This window comes from Streptomyces sp. NPDC054786, from assembly GCF_053611685.1.
On record NZ_JBSHAW010000007.1, the window covers coordinates 165,656 to 179,580 of the forward strand.

Here is a 13,925-nt window from a genome sequence, read left to right on the forward strand (position 1 = left end):
ACCCCCCCTGCCCCCGCGGCCCCCCGGGCGGTTCCCCACCACCCCCACCGGACTCTCCGGCCTGCACTCCGGGGGCCCGGCCGCCGGCCGGGCCCCCCCCCCCCACGCTGCATCGGCTCGGACACCAAAGCTCCGCAGAGATCATTTGTCAGATCCGGCACAGGCACCCGCCGGACCGCAGGGTGCTGTCCGGCCTTGTGCTCATCGGCTCATCTCCTGTGGTGGTGTGGTCAAGGTGCTGATTCCTCGGCGAGGGCGTGTGGTGCGGGAAGCCACCAGGTCAAGGCGCCCTGCCCGGGGCCGGTGCTCACCCGCTGCTCGTCACCGGGGCTCAAGGTTGAGCCGATAGACCTGCGATTCCGTTCCTGGGCACGTCTCAGTGGTCATGACCAGCCCATTTCCGTGCAGAGGCGCCTTGCGCGGATGCCTTCGACGGCGGCCCGGGTGCAGGGCACCGTCTGCGTCGGGAGGTCATTCGGGGGCCACCAGCCCCGGCGCGTGCACTCGTCGGGCTCCCGGACCTCCGGAGTTCCCGACCAGTGACGGGCTCGGAAGACCATCTGCATGAGTGGCCGGCCACCGGGTGTGTCCACGAGGTCGACGACGTGGGTGAGTTCGACGTCACCGGGCTCGATCAGCAGCCCCGCTTCTTTCTCCGCCTAAGGGACGAGGCAGGAGAGGGCGGACTCCTGCTCGCAGTGGTCTGCCAGGAAGTGCCACGTCGATCCTGCGTAGGCGGAGTCGGGGTGGCCCAGACCGAGCAGCGCCTCCCGTCGGCTCGGCGTTCTCCAGGTAGAGGTGGACGCCGATGCCATTGAGCACGGTGCTGGTGGCGCGTCTGCTCTCCATACGGCGACGACATCCGGGGTCTCGGTGAACAGCACGCGTGACGTCATTTGGGGCCTGGTCGACGTTCAGGACGTGGTTATCGGAGCGGCCCTTGCTCGTCGACAAACACGGTGGGTGTCGGGACAGGAATACATCGGCGTTCGCCGGTCCGTAGGCGATGTTGGTACGACCAGTCCTGCATTCCTGCCATGCTGCTGAAGCGATAGTTGAGCTGCCAGCGCACCCACTGGCCGGGGGCAAGTCGCATTGCCGGGGGCCCTCGGTGCCCGTGCGGCGTTCAGGCGGCGTCGGAGCTGCGGTAGTCCCGCACCGACTCCAAGTACTCAGCCACCGCGTCCCGGTTGCGGGTCAGGCACTCGATGCGTTGGTTCAACTGCTCCAGCTCCGTTTCCAGGGTTGCGATCATCTCCGGGGTGGCGTCGGGGAAGTAGATCACTCGTGGCTTATCCAGGCACGGCAGGATCTGCTTGATGATCCGAGTCGGCAGCCCGGCGTCGAGCAGCCCCCGGATCTGCAGTACGCGATCGACGAAGCGCTCATCGTATTCGCGGTAGCCGTTCGGGGAGCGCTCCGCGACGATGAGTCCCTGCTCTTCGTAGTAACGCAGCAGCCTGCGGCTGGTGTTCGTCAACTTCGACAACTCGCCTATGCGCATGTGTTCCACCTCACACCATGTCGGGTTGACCTTCACATCTATGTGAAGGTTTGAGCATACCGGCATGACGACACAGCAGTTGCCCGTTGGTTCCGGCGCGCAGAACCAGAAACACAAACTACCTATGGCGGCGCTGCTCGCGTTGGCCACGGCGGTGTTCATCACCAGCCTGACGGAGACGCTTCCTGCCGGACTTCTGCCCGAGATGAGCGCCGACCTGCACGTCAGGGGGTCCGCCACGGGACAGACCGTCACGATCTATGCGCTCGGCACCGCGCTCACCGCCATTCCGCTCACCGCGGCCACCGCCGGATGGCGCCGCAAGCATCTGCTGCTGACCGCCATCGCGGGATTCGCCGTCGCCAACACCGTCACCGCCCTGTCGACCTACTACCCCCTCACCATGGTCGCCCGCTTCGTGGCTGGTGTGGCCGCCGGCCTGGGCTGGGCCCTGCTGGCCGGCTACGCCCGCCGCATGGTCCCGGTCGGCCTCGAGGGCAAGGCCATCGCCATCGCCATGGCCGGCATCCCGGTTGCCCTCTCCTTGGGCGTCCCTGCAGGCACCTTCATAGGCAAGGCGGTCACCTGGCAGGCGGCCTTCCTGGCCATCAGCGCTCTCGCTGTCGCCCTGATTGTGTGGATCATGGCTGTCGTGCCGGACTACGCTGGGAAGCGCCAGGAGCACCGCGCCCCTATGCGTCAGGCGCTGCGCGTCCCCGGTGTGGCTCCGGTTCTCTTCGTGACGCTGGTCTTCGTCCTAGCCCACACCATCCTCTACGCCTACATCGCCGCCTTCCTCGCCCACGTACGCATGGCCGACAGCGCCGACCTAGCGCTGCTGGTCTTCGGCGGCGCCTCACTGCTGAGCATCTGGATCACCGGTGCCCTCATCAACCGTCGGCTGCGCAGTCTGACCATCGCCAGCACGCTTCTGGTCGGTGCGGCGGCCGCCATCCTCGCGGTCCTGGCCGATAGCCCTGCTCTGGTCTACCTCGCCGTGCTGCTGTGGGGCCTTGGGTGGGGCGGCGTGCCGACGCTCCTGCAGACGGCTGCGGGGCAGGCCGGCGGTGACCAGGCCGACGCGGCGCAGGCGATGCTCGTCACCCTGTGGAACGTGGCCATGGCCGGTGGCGGTGTCGTCGGTGGTGTCCTGCTCGACCTACTCGGCGCCACTTCGTTCCCCTGGAGCGTTCTTGCCCTTGTCGCACCGGCTTTGATCGTCGTCGTCAGCACCCGCACCCACGGCTTCCCAGTCAAGCGATCAAGCTGAATCCTCGGCCCGTCCGCCGATGCCACCACCGGGCCGCACTTGGGCGACGTCGCCGAGCGCGGACTGCATCCGCTGCGGCAGAGCCTTCCCGAACCGGCTCGCCAGGCCGCAACGGCGCAGGTACTCCTCCAGCGGCTCGCCGGGATGGTTGTGCTCCCAGTACCGGCCCAGCGCCAGGTCGCAAGCCGTCAGCGGTCGGCCGACTTGGGGAGCGCGAGTCGGATGGTGAGGACGACGCGTTCGAAGTCGGTGCCGGCGGAGCGGGCGAGGTCGATGCGTACCGGCAGGATCCGTCCGGTCGGCCAGGTGTACGGCGGGCAGCGCCTACGCGCGGCGGTGACCCGGCGTCGCCGCGACCGCTCCGGCACCTGGTGGTACGACCTCGAACTGGAAATACCCGACCAGGAAGGCGACCGCCGCCACGGGTCCCGACTGGTGACGCGCACCCTGGCCTTCAATGCCCCGCACCCCGTAGTTCAGCCGGTCGAGGGCGGGGACTACCGCAGCATCGCCCCCCCCGCCGCCCCAGGAGTGCAAGCGCTGGCCCCTGGGCGACGCGCCCCTGTGGCGGCGGGCAGAGTGCCTCATCCACCGGCCCGACTGCGCGCAGGTCCGCAGCGACCGTCTCCTGACCGACCAGGAGGCACTGGCGATACTCACCGACCCCGAGACCGCCGCCTGTTGCGAAGGGTGCCGCCCCGACACCGTTCTCAGGCAGCTGCACTGACCACGGCTTGAATCGCAAGGGCAGCCCAGCAGCCTCGGGACAACGATCGGGCCCCCGCGAACAGCGGGGCGTCCTGCGGCACCATGTCGGCCCGCACCCGCAGCACCCGGACGGGGTGTCGCCGCCGGCCGGCATCCACCGCCGTCTCGGCGCCCACTCCGGCGACCAGAGCGGGCTCCGCCAGGTCGACGGAGAGCGTCTCGCGCGAGCCCCAGCACGCCGAGAAGGGATCAGTCGTGATCATCAGCGCATAATGATCACTGCGGCAGGCTGTGGAGGTGGCAGCATGCCGTGTCATGGCAGACGACAGCACGAGTAGGTTTCAGGCCGGTCAGACGGGCCTCATCGTCAGGATCCCGGACGCCGAGCCGGCAGTCCACGCATGGCGTGGTCGGTTCGATGCGTCGGCCCGAGCCGGGGTTCCAGCACATGTCACTGTGCTCTTCCCGTTCCTCGACGAGAGCCGAATAGACTCGCTGGTCTGCTCGGCTCTCGCTGACGTGCTCGGCAAGCATCGTGCCTTTGACCTGCGGTTTGAGAGCTGCGGGCGGTTTCCGGAGGTGCTGTATCTCGTTCCTGAGCCAGACACGCAGTTGCGGCGGCTGACTGAGGCGATCGCTGATCGATGGCCCGAGGCTCCTCCCTATGGCGGCAAGTTCACCGAGGTCGTGCCCCACTTGACCATCGCTGACGGTCAGGATGATGCTGTCCTGCAAGGGATTGAGGCCGACCTTCTCAGCAAACTGCCCTTCACGTCCCGTGTCTCGTCAGTGGACCTCGTGGTGCATGACGGTGCGAAGTGGCAAGAGCGAGCGTCGTTCGCACTCCGCGAATGAACAGGTCGTGATGCTTGGCTGATCTGCCGAAGACGAAGCCCATCAGGCGCGCCATCGCACGCCACACCCGGGCTTCGTGCCAGCGACCGACGGCCGCGTGATGGACCGCCAGCAGATGGGCCACCAGTTCGTCGCCCGCCCTGCGGCAGCCGCGGCGCCGACGGCGCCCGGCGCACGCCCTGGCCGCTGCCACCACCGGTGCGGCGCTGCCGGGGCTTGCTTCGACTACGCGGACGCCGACGGGACGCTGCGGTTGCCCGAGGTCGTGCGGCATTCATCGCCGCCCGACCGCTGATGGATGACCCCGCCCATCCGATATCGCGGACGTCGATCGCTCCAGCGTGCGGCCTGTACCGGCAAGACGGGTGCGGGGCCCTTTGTGGCTGGTGGTCACCAGTCGCTGAGGTCGACCACGTGCGAACAGTGCGGGTCGTCGGTGAGCAACCTGAAGGAGACTCCACGGCGAGCAGCACCCGGGACCGTCCCTGCGGGCGCGGGGAGCGGAAGTTCCGCTCCCACGTAGGGGCAGGCTCGAGCGGTTACAACCGACGCGGTCCTGTGGCCGTGGGGATCGGATCGTAGCTGGTCCGCCCCCGATGAGGGGCAGTTGACTCAATTGCGTGCCGCTGGCTGGTGCTTGTGTGTATGCATACCGCATGACAGATGCGGGGGAGCCATCTGGCTCCGGAGATAAGCGCCGACCTCACAAAGAGATCGGCCGATAGACCAAGGCCTGATCGACCACCTCGGTGGCCGAGAGCTCCCGCTCCGGCGGCCAGAAAATCAAGCCACTGACGTGGCCGGTTGGACACGCCAGGGCTCTGTCTAGCATGTCCAACCACCCATCCACTTCCTCTTCGGGGGCGTATTCCACATCCATGATCCGCTGCACGAGGGCAACGGCCTCGGCCCGGCTCATCTCCACTGCACTCATCACCCCCGCTGTTGGGGTCACCCTAACGAGATGCGTGATCGGCCGGACAAGTCCTGGTACTGCAACGGTGTTTGTGCTGATGGGCGGGCAGTTCTATGGGCTGTGTCCGCGTCGTGTGTAGTGGCTGATGCGGGCGTGGTGTTGGCGTTCGGTGAGGCGGGTGATCAGGCGTCTGATCTCGGCGAGGCTGAGGCCGATGAGCTGGGATGACCCGTTTCTGCTGTCCCGGTATCGACTTCACGGGCGCGCAGGACGGTCAGGCAGGTGTGTGCGGACATGGCCAGGGTGATGTGGCGATGCCACCCCGGGTAGCAATTCTCCGTCCGTACCGCGTTCCCGGAGTTCTGCCGCTGCCCCCCGGCGAGCGCACGCCTTTCTTCAGGAAGACGGTGTCATCCACGATGAGCACTGCCTCGGGGTCGCCGAGGTGCTCGACGACGTAGTCACGCACCCGGAACGGGGCCACCTGCGGGCCGGGCCGACGGGAGCGTTTCCGGGCAGCGCACCGCACACCGACGGCCGGCACGTACACGTACCGGCCGCCCGATCACGGTACTGCCCCGGGTCCGCCCGCCTGCCGGTGCTCAGCGCGCGATGTCCCGGCGGAAGGCGAAGCCAGCCAGCAGAGCGAAGCTCAGCATCCAACTCCCCGGCACCAGACAGTCCGACAGTGGGACACGCCGCCGTCCATCAGCGCCTGGCTAGTGTGTGCCCAACGGCTGTTCAGCACGATGATCCGGTCGGCCGCCGCGTCCACTTCGTCCATGCCCGCTCCACCTGCTTCGGGGTGAGCGGCGTACGGGGCGGAATCAGGTACGGCATACGGAGCTCCTTGACTGACGGCGCCACGTGGATCACGACGACTCCCCAGAGGGTGCAGCCGCGGGGCTGTGGACAGAGGGAGTAGCCGCATACCGCTCTGAGCACGGGCACACCCCGCCCGCAGCGGCTGGGCAAAGCCGAAACGGGCTCCGTCCGTCAGGCCCGGCAGCCACAGCTGGCTGCCGGACGCATCCAGGCGCCGCAGGTGCGCCTCGTCGGGCCGGCGGGGCTTTTGAGGCGTCAGGTCATAAGGAGTAGCCGTGTGTGCGGTACCAGTTTGCGGTTTACGCTGGTGCTCTGTACAAAGATCGTGAAGTCGTCGTTGTGGTCCGGTTTGACGCGAGTCTCCTGGTCCGGCAGGCCGAGCAGGGCTCGGGCCTGCGGCCCCGTGTATACCCGGTCTGTCTTCTTCTCCAGCACCGCAATCTGCTTCCGTGCCTGGATCTTCTCCGATTTACTGAGCTGGTAGAACGCACAACCGGTACGGAAAGTGTGCCCGCATTCGATGACCCAGTCCCGGATCACCGCTTCGCGAGCCACCGGAATCAGCTGGTACTCGGACGGATGCACCGGGGTGAGGCCGGCTGCCTCTACGCTGTCCTTGTTGACAGCCTCGGCACCCGTGGAGAACACCGCCTTCGATCCTCGGATGCCTTGGGTGCGGCCCACCATGAATTTTTCGGTTGCCTGCTGGATGACCTGACCGGCCTCTTCCAGACCCTGTGTGCTCGTGGCGTCCCAGATGGCAATGTTGTCCTTCGGGAAGCCGCACTGCATGGCCTCGCGCTTGCCCATCTGGTCCGGCACAAGGACGGCCAGCGTCCAGTTGTCCTCCTGCGTCTCGGTCAACTTGGCCACGGCCTGCACCAGTTCACGCGGATCCCCGGCAGCAGCATCCGGGCAGCGATGACTTGCGTTCTCCTGTCCGTCAGTCAGGAGGAACGTCAGAAAGCTGTGGTCACCGTAAAGTTGAGCTGTCTGCGCCAGCTCCGTCTGCGACTTCAACGTGGCCGCCAGCAGAGCGGTCATTCCGCCAACCCGGTACAGCTGCTTCAGGGACGGCATCCGCAGCACGTCCTTGTCGTAGATGACGCACTCCACCTTGTCTGCGAAGACGTACACCGTAACGCGGGTTTCCTGGTCCAGTTCCTCCGACCGGCGGGCCAGATATGCAATCTGCTGGTCGGCGACCTCGACGACCTTGCCGCTCAAGTGGGACATGGACGAACTGGCATCCAGCACAAGAGCAACGTGATTGATGTAGTTCTGGTTTCCGGACATAACTGCTCCCCCTTTTCCGACTCGATGCACTCATCTTCTCACCCACCACTGACAATTGATCTTGGACTCCAGGTTGGATGCAGACACGAAGAATCCGGACTTTCCACGGAGATCCGGGCCTAATACTCCGGCTGTAGATCGTGATCAGGGCTGGAGGGGTGGCCTATGGGTCGCTGGTCTACGCTGCCCTTCGTGATCGCCGAGCTGCAGTGTGTCGTGCTGGATTGTGCTGATGTCCTTGAGCTCGCCCGGTTCTACCAGTCTCTCCTGGGCGGCGTGGTGAACCAGCCGGACCCACGGTGGTCGCTCGGCGACGATTGGGCGACCCTCCACACCGAGACCGGGCTCGTGCTCGCCTTCCAGCGTGTGGAAGACCATCGGCCGCCCCGGTGGCCAGACCCTGCTTGGCCACAGCAGTTCCACCTCGACCTGGGAGTCACGGACCTCGATCAGGCCCAGGAAGAGGTTCTCAAGCTGGGCGCCACACTGCTCGACGCTGGTGCCCAGAAGCGTAGTTGGCGGATCTACGCCGACCCGGCAGGTCACCCGTTCTGTCTCGTTCGGGACTGAGAAAGGACGCACATGGGTGCGGCCACCGGTGATCATCGCAAGTTGTGTGGACTGACGATGAAACGGTGGCCGCGGGCCACAGCATAGAACCCGCCCGCTGGAAGCAAAGCTTCAACGGCTTGATGGGGCGCTTGGCGGGCCGCTTCGCACGGGTTGAACCGCGGCGACGGGCGGCACGGCTGGTGCTCGGACTCCTGTCGGACCTACCACGCAAGAACTGCTGGACGATCGCCGAGTGGGCCGGAGAGGCCGCCCCGTGCGGTATGCAGCATCTGCTGTGCCGTGCCTCCTGAGACGCGGACGCCGTCCGGGACGATGTTCGCGACTACGTCGTCGAACACCTCCACGACGACGAGGCGGTGTTGGTGGTCGACGAGACGGGCGACCTCAATGAGGGAACCTGCACGGTCGGCGTTCAGCGCCACTACCGGCACTGCGGGCAGAATCGAGAATTCCCAGGTCGCGGTCTACCTCGTCTACGCGGGCCGCCGAGGGCACGCGGCGGTGGACCGGGAACTCTACGTGCCGTGCTCGTGGACCGCTGATCCGGACCGCTGCCAGGCCGCCGGACTGGACGAGGACATCGCCTTCGCCACCAAGCCGGAGCTGGCCGCCCGCATGATCGGCCGGTTCCTGGACGCCGGGCACCGTGCGGGCTGGGTCGCGGGCAATGAGGTCTACGGCGGCAATCCGAGGCTACGGGCCGCGCTGGAGGAGCGCGGGGCGGCTACGTGCTTGCCATTGCCTGCTCGTCCGAAGTCATTGCCACCGGTGGGAAGTTCCGGGCGGACGCGCTGGCCGCGAAGGTCCCCAAACGGGCCTGGCAGAGACTGTCGGCAGGGGCCGGCGCCAAGGGACACCGTTTCTACGCACCGACAACCTGCCCGACCGCTCCAACATGTGCCATGAGGCCAGCGGGCGGGCACTCCAGGCGTCCCTGGGCACCGGCAAGGGATGTCTTCCTGCGAGCCCCTTACCCCTGGATGTACTGGTCGGCCCAGGCGCTGATGATGTGGGCGGCTCGCTGCGCTTGTCCTCGGGCGGTCAGGAAATGGTCTGCTCCTTCGAGCGAGACGAAGCTTCGCGGGTGTCGTGCCTCGCGGAAGATCTCCCCGGCGTTGTCGATGTCGACGGTGTTGTCGGTCGGCGAATGCAGGACGAGTAGCGGCAGGTTCAACTCGCTGATCCGATCTCGCAGGTGAGCCTGGCGGACGTCTTCGACGAAGGCACGCTTGAGCACCAGGGTCCTCCCGCCGACGAACCACTCGTGCGACCCATCACTGAGCACGCGATCCATGACCGCGTCGTACTGTCGCTCGACGTGGCTGGGGTCGACAGGCGCCCCGATCGTGGCGACCGCGCGGACGCCGGTTGCCTCGGCCGCTGCGGCGAGGACGGCTGCGCCTCCCCATGAATGTCCCACCAGCAGGTCTGCTGGAGTCCCTCGCTCCGCCATCAGAGTTGCGGCACGGACAGTGTCCTGGACCTTGATGGTGAAGGAACCGTCCCCCCAGTCGCCGTCGGAGTCTCCGACCCCGAGGTTGTCGTAGCGCAGCATTCCGATCCCCTCGCGTGCCAGCTGCTTGCTGACGCGCGAGGCGGCCGGCGAGTCCTTGCCGAGTGTGAATCCGTGCACGAAGATTCCCCAGCCTCGGATCTTGCCGTCCGGCAGGTCGATTGCTCCGGCCAGTTCGGGGCCGACGACGCTCTGGAATCGCACTTTTTCGGTCATGTTGTGATCACCTAGACAGGCTGTTTGTGGGGCAGGGGGAGACGAGGGCAACACCGGCTGGTGCCACGCGCATCCTCCGAGAAGGAGAGCATGAGTGCGGTGCTTGTCGCTGCCGGCGCGTCAGACGGTCGGCTTCTGCACGGAGGCCGGCTTGGTGGTGAGCAGTGCAGTGATCTCCTCGGCGAGGTGCGAGCCGAGCTCGCCCCAGCCGTCCTTGTAGCCGTAGACGCCGGCCAGGGTGCGGGCCTCGTAGTCCCCGTTCATGATCTCGATGTCGGTGGCCGTGATGAGTGCCGGGTGGGCGACGCCGACGGCCGCCGAGACCTTCATCAGCTCCCTGCGGAGGGTGCGCAGGTACACAGCGGCCCGGGTGGCCTTCGAGGTCGGGTCGAGGCCGCGGGCCAGCCACGGGTTCTGGGTGGCGATGCCGGTGGGGCACTTGTCGGTGTGGCACTTCTGCGCCTGGACGCAGCCGATCGACAGCATCGCCTCACGGGCCACGTTGATCATGTCGGCACCCAGGGCGAAGGCGACCGCGGCGTTCTCGGGAAGCCCGAGCTTGCCGGAGCCGATGAAGGTCAGGTCGTCGGTCAGCCCCAGCTCGGCGAAGGCGCCGTAGACCCTGGAGAATCCCATCCGGAAGGGCAGCGACACAGAGTCGGAGAAGGTCAGTGGCGCCGCCCCGGTGCCGCCTTCGCCGCCGTCGATGGTCACGAAGTCGACACCACGGTCACCACGCGCCATGAGTGTGGCCAGCTCCTGCCAGAACTCCATCTCTCCCACCGCGCTCTTGATTCCGACCGGCAAGCCGGTCTCGGTAGCGAGCAGTTCGACGAAGTCGAGCATCGAGTCGACGTTGCTGAACGCGGTGTGTCGCGACGGAGAGGCGCAGTCCTCGCCGAGCGGGATGCCGCGGATCTCGGCGATTTCCGGGGTCACCTTCGCGCCCGGAAGCATCCCGCCCAGCCCTGGCTTGGCGCCCTGGGAGAGCTTGATCTCTATCGCCTTGACCGGGGCGCCGGCGACCACATCCTTGAGCTTGTCGATGTTGAAGCTGCCGTCCTCGTTGCGGCAGCCGAAGTAGGACGTACCGATTTGAAGGACGAGGTCGCCACCGTGGCGGTGGTACGGCGAGAGACCGCCCTCGCCCGTGTTCTGCAGGGTGCCCGCCAGCCCCGCCCCTTCGTTGAGCGCCGTGATCGCCGCGCCGGAGAGCGATCCGAAGCTCATCGCCGAGATGTTCACCACGCTCGCCGGTCGGAACGCCTTGGCGCGCCCACGCGGCCCGCCCAGCACTTTGGCTGAGGGCAGTGGGGCCTGCGGGTCGTGCGCATCGGGCAGCGCGCCGGCGAACGTGCGCTGCTTCAGGTATGCGTGCCCCTGTATGTGCTCAACGTCGTTGTCGGTTCCGAACCCGAAGTAGTTGTTCTCCCCTTTCGCCGACGCGTAGATCCAGGTGCGCTGGTCACGACTGAACGGGCGCTCCTCGTCGTTGGAGGTCACTATGTACTGCCGCAGCTCCGGGCCGATCGTCTCCAACAGGTACCGGGCGTGCCCGAGCACGGGGAAGTTCCGGAGCAATGCGTGCTTCTTCTGGACAAGGTCACGGGCGGCCACCAGTGCCAATGCTGTTGCGGTGGCCGTGGCGATGCTCCGGGCACGCATGAACGTTCCTCTCCTCGATGCTCGACTCCGTTGCGATGCGGTGGAGCCGTCGTGTCGTGTCGGGTGTTGGGCGGCGGGCACGACCCCGCGGGCGTCAGCGTCCGTCGGAGAACGCGAAATGATAGTAGGGGCTCGCTCGGGCAGGTGTGGGGTCAGGGCCGTCGGGTGGGCGGTCGTCCCCAGCGGTGGTGGTCCAGGCGCGTCGAGCAGGCTACGCACGGTCACGATGGCATCCGCGAGGTCGAAGAAGGCGTTGATGACGCTGGTGCGGCGTTCGTGGCAGCGTGCGAGCCGGTAGAGGCGTTCTGACGGGCTTGGGTGCGCTCCATTTGGCAGTGTTGGTTGGCCTGGAATGTGCCTTCTCGCTTTGACGTAGTCCTGCAAGCGGGGGCTGCCGGGGGAGCGGTCGGTGCGGAGCCGGTGAATGAAGTCGGCCAGATCGGCGATATAGCGTCGTGGAAGAGGGCTTGGGTCTTGGACCGGACGGCCGCGATCCGCGAGAAATTGTCCATACCTGTGGACGGGTTCACCGGCAGCGGCACGTGGCCATGGGTGAAGCGGCATACTGTCCGTCGTGACGACTTATGACGGCATTGGTGCGACCTACAGTCACACCCGACGACCGGATCCCCGGATCGCTGTCAAGATCCACACGGCGCTAGGCAATGCTGCGACAGTGATCAACGTAGGTGCCGGCACCGGCTCCTACGAACCGCCGCAAACGGTGCTGGCAGTTGAACCCAGTTCAGTGATGATCGCCCAGCGTCCGGCCGGATCCGTGCGGACCCTGCAGGCGTCCGCGGAGTCGATCCCCCTCGCCGACGACTCGGCCGACGCGGTGATGGCCCTCCTGACCGTGCACCACTGGACCGACCTGGAAGCCGGTATCGGGGAACTGCTTCGGATCGCCCGGCGGCGCGTCGTCATCTTCACCTGGGACCAGATCACATTCCGCAGGTTCTGGCTGGTGGACGAGTACCTGCCGGAGGTAGCCGCGTTCGACGACACGCGGGCCGTCGCGGTCGACCGGCTGATTGCACTGCTGGGAGGCGCCCGCATCGAGACGGTCCCGGTCCCGCATGACTGCACCGACGGATTCGGCGCCGCCTTCTGGCGCCGACCTGAGGCCTACCTTGATCCGGAAGTGCGAGCCGGCATTTCGATGCTCGCCCAGACTGGCGAGGAGGTCCTCCGTCCAGGCTTGGCCCGGCTGTCCGACGACCTGTCTTCCGGCCTGTGGCACGAACGTCATGTTGACCTCCTCGACCGCGAAACACTCGACGTCGGCTACCGGCTTGTCATTGCTGACGTGTAGGAACAGGCGAGCGACCCGACTCCACGCTCAGGAATGGGCGGGCCTTCACCTAGGTAATTGTCAATACCGTGAGGGTGGTTGAGGTCGGTCATGCCGCGAGGGTCTCGGGGCGTTCGACGAGGTGCCGCGTTCGAAGCGGGCTCCGGCCCGGACGAGCGCGACGAGTTGAGGTGCGTTCACCGCGCGCCAGCGGGCTTGGGCGGACTCGACGAGCTTGAAGACCATGGCAAGCGCGGCAGCCGCACTGCCGGCGCCCTTTGTGACCTTGGTCCTCAGCCGCACCGTCGCGAAGGTCGATTCAATCGGATTCGTCGTGCGCAGGTGAACCCAGTGCTCGGCCGGTAAGTCGTAGAACGCCAGCAGTTCGTCAACGTCGTCGGTGATCTTCCGGGCCGCCTTGGGCCACTTCGCGCCGTACGCCTTCTCAAACGCGGCGACGGCCTTGACCGCGTGCTCACGGTCCTCGGCGTTGTAGATGTCCTGGAGTGCCTTGCGGGCGCCGGGCTGGGCCGACGTCGGCAGAGCATTGAGGACATTGGCCGTTTTGTGAACCCAGCACCGCTGGTGGCGGGTTTCGGGGAACACCTGCGCGAGGGCCTTCCAGAAGCCGAGCGCGCCGTAGCCGACCGCGAGGATGGGGGTCTGCATCCCGCGCCGTGCACAGTCGCGCAGCAGATCGGCCGCGACTGGTGGTGGCCGTTGCGCACCACCAGACGGCGGCCGTCCTTGTCGCGCTGGTCGGCCAACTCGGCTATGCACGCGTCGACTTCGGCCTCCAGCGCGGCGGCCAGCATCCGCCGTGCGCCTTCCCGGACGATCTCGTCGATCAGGGAGCCGTTCTGGGTGCTGCCATCGGGATTGACCACGCTGAGCACGGGCGTGCCTTCCCGACCCGCGCTGCGAATGCGGGCCTACTCGGTGACCTTCAATCGATCACTCGGGAAGGTACGCCCTTCGGGTGCTCCCCGACCCCCGATCCACAGGTCCTGAGCATTGCTCGCGATCCGCTGGGTGCCCTGCAGAGCGGCACACGTACTACTCTGCGGCACGGTCGTCGGTACGGTGCTGCTCAAACTCTTGCCTGCGTTTTTGGGAAAGGTGCTCCCTGGCTTGCTGAAGGCGTCAGGCACCATGGTTGTCACCGGGACGGCACGCTGTCTGTCACCAGCAGCGCGCAAAACACAATCGGTGTCATCGGGCTCCGGCGCTCCGGCGTTCCGGCGCTCCGCCAATCGTCTGAGCTGCCCGGCAGCCCCGTCGGATAGAAGC

Annotated in this window: 13 protein-coding genes and 6 pseudogenes; 6 read left to right on the top strand and 13 right to left on the bottom strand. The window is 66.8% G+C overall.

Features of this window, described 5'->3' with window-relative positions; translation table 11 throughout:
* Positions 1 to 925: 925 nt before the first annotated feature.
* Positions 926 to 1,123, bottom strand: a pseudogene (locus ACWGI6_RS08760) (hypothetical protein); the annotation flags it as partial.
* Between the two features lie 3 nt (positions 1,124 to 1,126).
* Positions 1,127 to 1,504: a MerR family transcriptional regulator gene (locus tag ACWGI6_RS08765; protein ID WP_453266827.1), complete on the bottom strand. Its 378-nt coding sequence runs from the start codon at positions 1,502 to 1,504 to the stop codon at positions 1,127 to 1,129.
* Between the two features lie 64 nt (positions 1,505 to 1,568).
* Here ACWGI6_RS08765 and ACWGI6_RS08770 point away from each other — a divergent pair, with 64 nt between their 5' ends.
* A complete protein-coding gene (locus ACWGI6_RS08770; RefSeq protein ID WP_453266828.1) occupies positions 1,569 to 2,774 on the top strand; it encodes an MFS transporter in 1,206 nt (401 codons plus the stop codon).
* Between the two features lie 188 nt (positions 2,775 to 2,962).
* On the opposite strand, the gene ACWGI6_RS08775 is transcribed toward ACWGI6_RS08770, so the two are convergent.
* Positions 2,963 to 3,142, bottom strand: a complete 180-nt coding sequence (locus tag ACWGI6_RS08775; protein ID WP_453266829.1) for a hypothetical protein — start codon at positions 3,140 to 3,142, stop codon at positions 2,963 to 2,965.
* Between the two features lie 260 nt (positions 3,143 to 3,402).
* Here ACWGI6_RS08775 and ACWGI6_RS08780 point away from each other — a divergent pair, with 260 nt between their 5' ends.
* A complete protein-coding gene (locus tag ACWGI6_RS08780) occupies positions 3,403 to 3,501 on the top strand; it encodes a hypothetical protein (protein WP_453266870.1) in 99 nt (32 codons plus the stop codon).
* Here the strand turns inward: ACWGI6_RS08780 and ACWGI6_RS08785 are convergent.
* On the bottom strand, positions 3,485 to 3,745 hold the full coding sequence (locus ACWGI6_RS08785) for a hypothetical protein (protein ID WP_453266830.1): 261 nt from the start codon (positions 3,743 to 3,745) through the stop codon (positions 3,485 to 3,487). The genes ACWGI6_RS08780 and ACWGI6_RS08785 overlap by 17 nt on opposite strands.
* A 52-nt stretch (positions 3,746 to 3,797) precedes the next feature.
* Between ACWGI6_RS08785 and ACWGI6_RS08790 the strand changes: the two genes are divergently transcribed.
* Entirely contained in the window at positions 3,798 to 4,337 is a 540-nt protein-coding gene (locus ACWGI6_RS08790) for a 2'-5' RNA ligase family protein (protein WP_453266831.1), read from the top strand.
* A 703-nt stretch (positions 4,338 to 5,040) separates the two neighbouring features.
* Here ACWGI6_RS08790 and ACWGI6_RS08795 read toward each other — a convergent pair.
* The 4 genes and pseudogenes from ACWGI6_RS08795 to ACWGI6_RS08810 all read right to left on the bottom strand — a co-directional run bounded on the left by ACWGI6_RS08795 (position 5,041) and on the right by ACWGI6_RS08810 (position 7,374).
* The gene (locus ACWGI6_RS08795) at positions 5,041 to 5,271 is read right to left on the bottom strand and encodes an e9imm peptide (protein WP_453266832.1); all 231 of its coding nucleotides are present in this window, start codon (positions 5,269 to 5,271) and stop codon (positions 5,041 to 5,043) included.
* A 164-nt stretch (positions 5,272 to 5,435) separates the two neighbouring features.
* Positions 5,436 to 5,582 (bottom strand): annotated as a pseudogene (locus ACWGI6_RS08800) (IS701 family transposase); the annotation flags it as partial.
* Positions 5,574 to 5,722, bottom strand: a pseudogene (locus ACWGI6_RS08805) (transposase); the annotation flags it as partial. The pseudogenes ACWGI6_RS08800 and ACWGI6_RS08805, both read right to left, overlap by 9 nt.
* A 611-nt stretch (positions 5,723 to 6,333) precedes the next feature.
* Entirely contained in the window at positions 6,334 to 7,374 is a 1,041-nt protein-coding gene (locus ACWGI6_RS08810; protein WP_453266833.1) for a vWA domain-containing protein, read from the bottom strand.
* Between the two features lie 192 nt (positions 7,375 to 7,566).
* Between ACWGI6_RS08810 and ACWGI6_RS08815 the strand changes: the two genes are divergently transcribed.
* Positions 7,567 to 7,944 (top strand): VOC family protein, encoded by a 378-nt coding sequence (locus ACWGI6_RS08815; RefSeq protein ID WP_453266834.1) that lies wholly within the window; start codon positions 7,567 to 7,569, stop codon positions 7,942 to 7,944.
* Positions 7,945 to 8,147: 203 nt separating this feature from the next.
* Here ACWGI6_RS08815 and ACWGI6_RS08820 read toward each other — a convergent pair whose 3' ends face one another.
* The gene (locus ACWGI6_RS08820) at positions 8,148 to 8,369 is read right to left on the bottom strand and encodes a hypothetical protein (protein WP_453266873.1); all 222 of its coding nucleotides are present in this window, start codon (positions 8,367 to 8,369) and stop codon (positions 8,148 to 8,150) included.
* Between ACWGI6_RS08820 and ACWGI6_RS08825 the strand changes: the two are divergent.
* Positions 8,298 to 8,853: pseudogene (locus tag ACWGI6_RS08825) on the top strand (IS701 family transposase); the annotation flags it as partial. The gene ACWGI6_RS08820 and the pseudogene ACWGI6_RS08825 sit on opposite strands and share 72 nt — an antisense overlap.
* A gap of 64 nt (positions 8,854 to 8,917) precedes the next feature.
* On the opposite strand, the gene ACWGI6_RS08830 reads toward ACWGI6_RS08825, so the two are convergent.
* From ACWGI6_RS08830 to ACWGI6_RS08840, 3 genes and pseudogenes are all read right to left on the bottom strand, one after another.
* Complete coding sequence (locus ACWGI6_RS08830) at positions 8,918 to 9,676, bottom strand: alpha/beta hydrolase family protein (RefSeq protein ID WP_453266835.1); 759 nt, start codon at positions 9,674 to 9,676, stop codon at positions 8,918 to 8,920.
* A gap of 120 nt (positions 9,677 to 9,796) precedes the next feature.
* Entirely contained in the window at positions 9,797 to 11,341 is a 1,545-nt protein-coding gene (locus tag ACWGI6_RS08835) for an FMN-binding glutamate synthase family protein (RefSeq protein ID WP_453266836.1), read from the bottom strand.
* A 154-nt stretch (positions 11,342 to 11,495) separates the two neighbouring features.
* A pseudogene (locus tag ACWGI6_RS08840) lies at positions 11,496 to 11,670 on the bottom strand (IS5/IS1182 family transposase); the annotation flags it as partial.
* 245 nt (positions 11,671 to 11,915) lie between these two features.
* Between ACWGI6_RS08840 and ACWGI6_RS08845 the strand changes: the two are divergent.
* Positions 11,916 to 12,656 carry a class I SAM-dependent methyltransferase gene (locus ACWGI6_RS08845; protein ID WP_453266837.1) on the top strand — a complete coding sequence of 247 codons (741 nt, stop codon included), beginning with the start codon at positions 11,916 to 11,918 and terminating at the stop codon, positions 12,654 to 12,656.
* Between the two features lie 60 nt (positions 12,657 to 12,716).
* Here ACWGI6_RS08845 and ACWGI6_RS08850 read toward each other — a convergent pair.
* A pseudogene (locus ACWGI6_RS08850) lies at positions 12,717 to 13,337 on the bottom strand (IS256 family transposase); the annotation flags it as partial.
* Between the last annotated feature and the right edge of the window lie 588 nt (positions 13,338 to 13,925).

What these genes read in the sequence shown, in the direction of transcription:
- ACWGI6_RS08765 (WP_453266827.1), bottom strand. Translation starts at nt 1,504, where the DNA reads ATGCGCATAGGCGAGTTGTCGAAGTTGACGAACACCAGCCGCAGGCTG.
- ACWGI6_RS08770 (WP_453266828.1), top strand. Translation starts at nt 1,569, where the DNA reads ATGACGACACAGCAGTTGCCCGTTGGTTCCGGCGCGCAGAACCAGAAA.
- ACWGI6_RS08785 (WP_453266830.1), bottom strand. Translation starts at nt 3,745, where the DNA reads ATGATCACGACTGATCCCTTCTCGGCGTGCTGGGGCTCGCGCGAGACG.
- ACWGI6_RS08790 (WP_453266831.1), top strand. Translation starts at nt 3,798, where the DNA reads ATGGCAGACGACAGCACGAGTAGGTTTCAGGCCGGTCAGACGGGCCTC.
- ACWGI6_RS08795 (WP_453266832.1), bottom strand. Translation starts at nt 5,271, where the DNA reads ATGAGTGCAGTGGAGATGAGCCGGGCCGAGGCCGTTGCCCTCGTGCAG.
- ACWGI6_RS08810 (WP_453266833.1), bottom strand. Translation starts at nt 7,374, where the DNA reads ATGTCCGGAAACCAGAACTACATCAATCACGTTGCTCTTGTGCTGGAT.
- ACWGI6_RS08830 (WP_453266835.1), bottom strand. Translation starts at nt 9,676, where the DNA reads ATGACCGAAAAAGTGCGATTCCAGAGCGTCGTCGGCCCCGAACTGGCC.
- ACWGI6_RS08835 (WP_453266836.1), bottom strand. Translation starts at nt 11,341, where the DNA reads ATGCGTGCCCGGAGCATCGCCACGGCCACCGCAACAGCATTGGCACTG.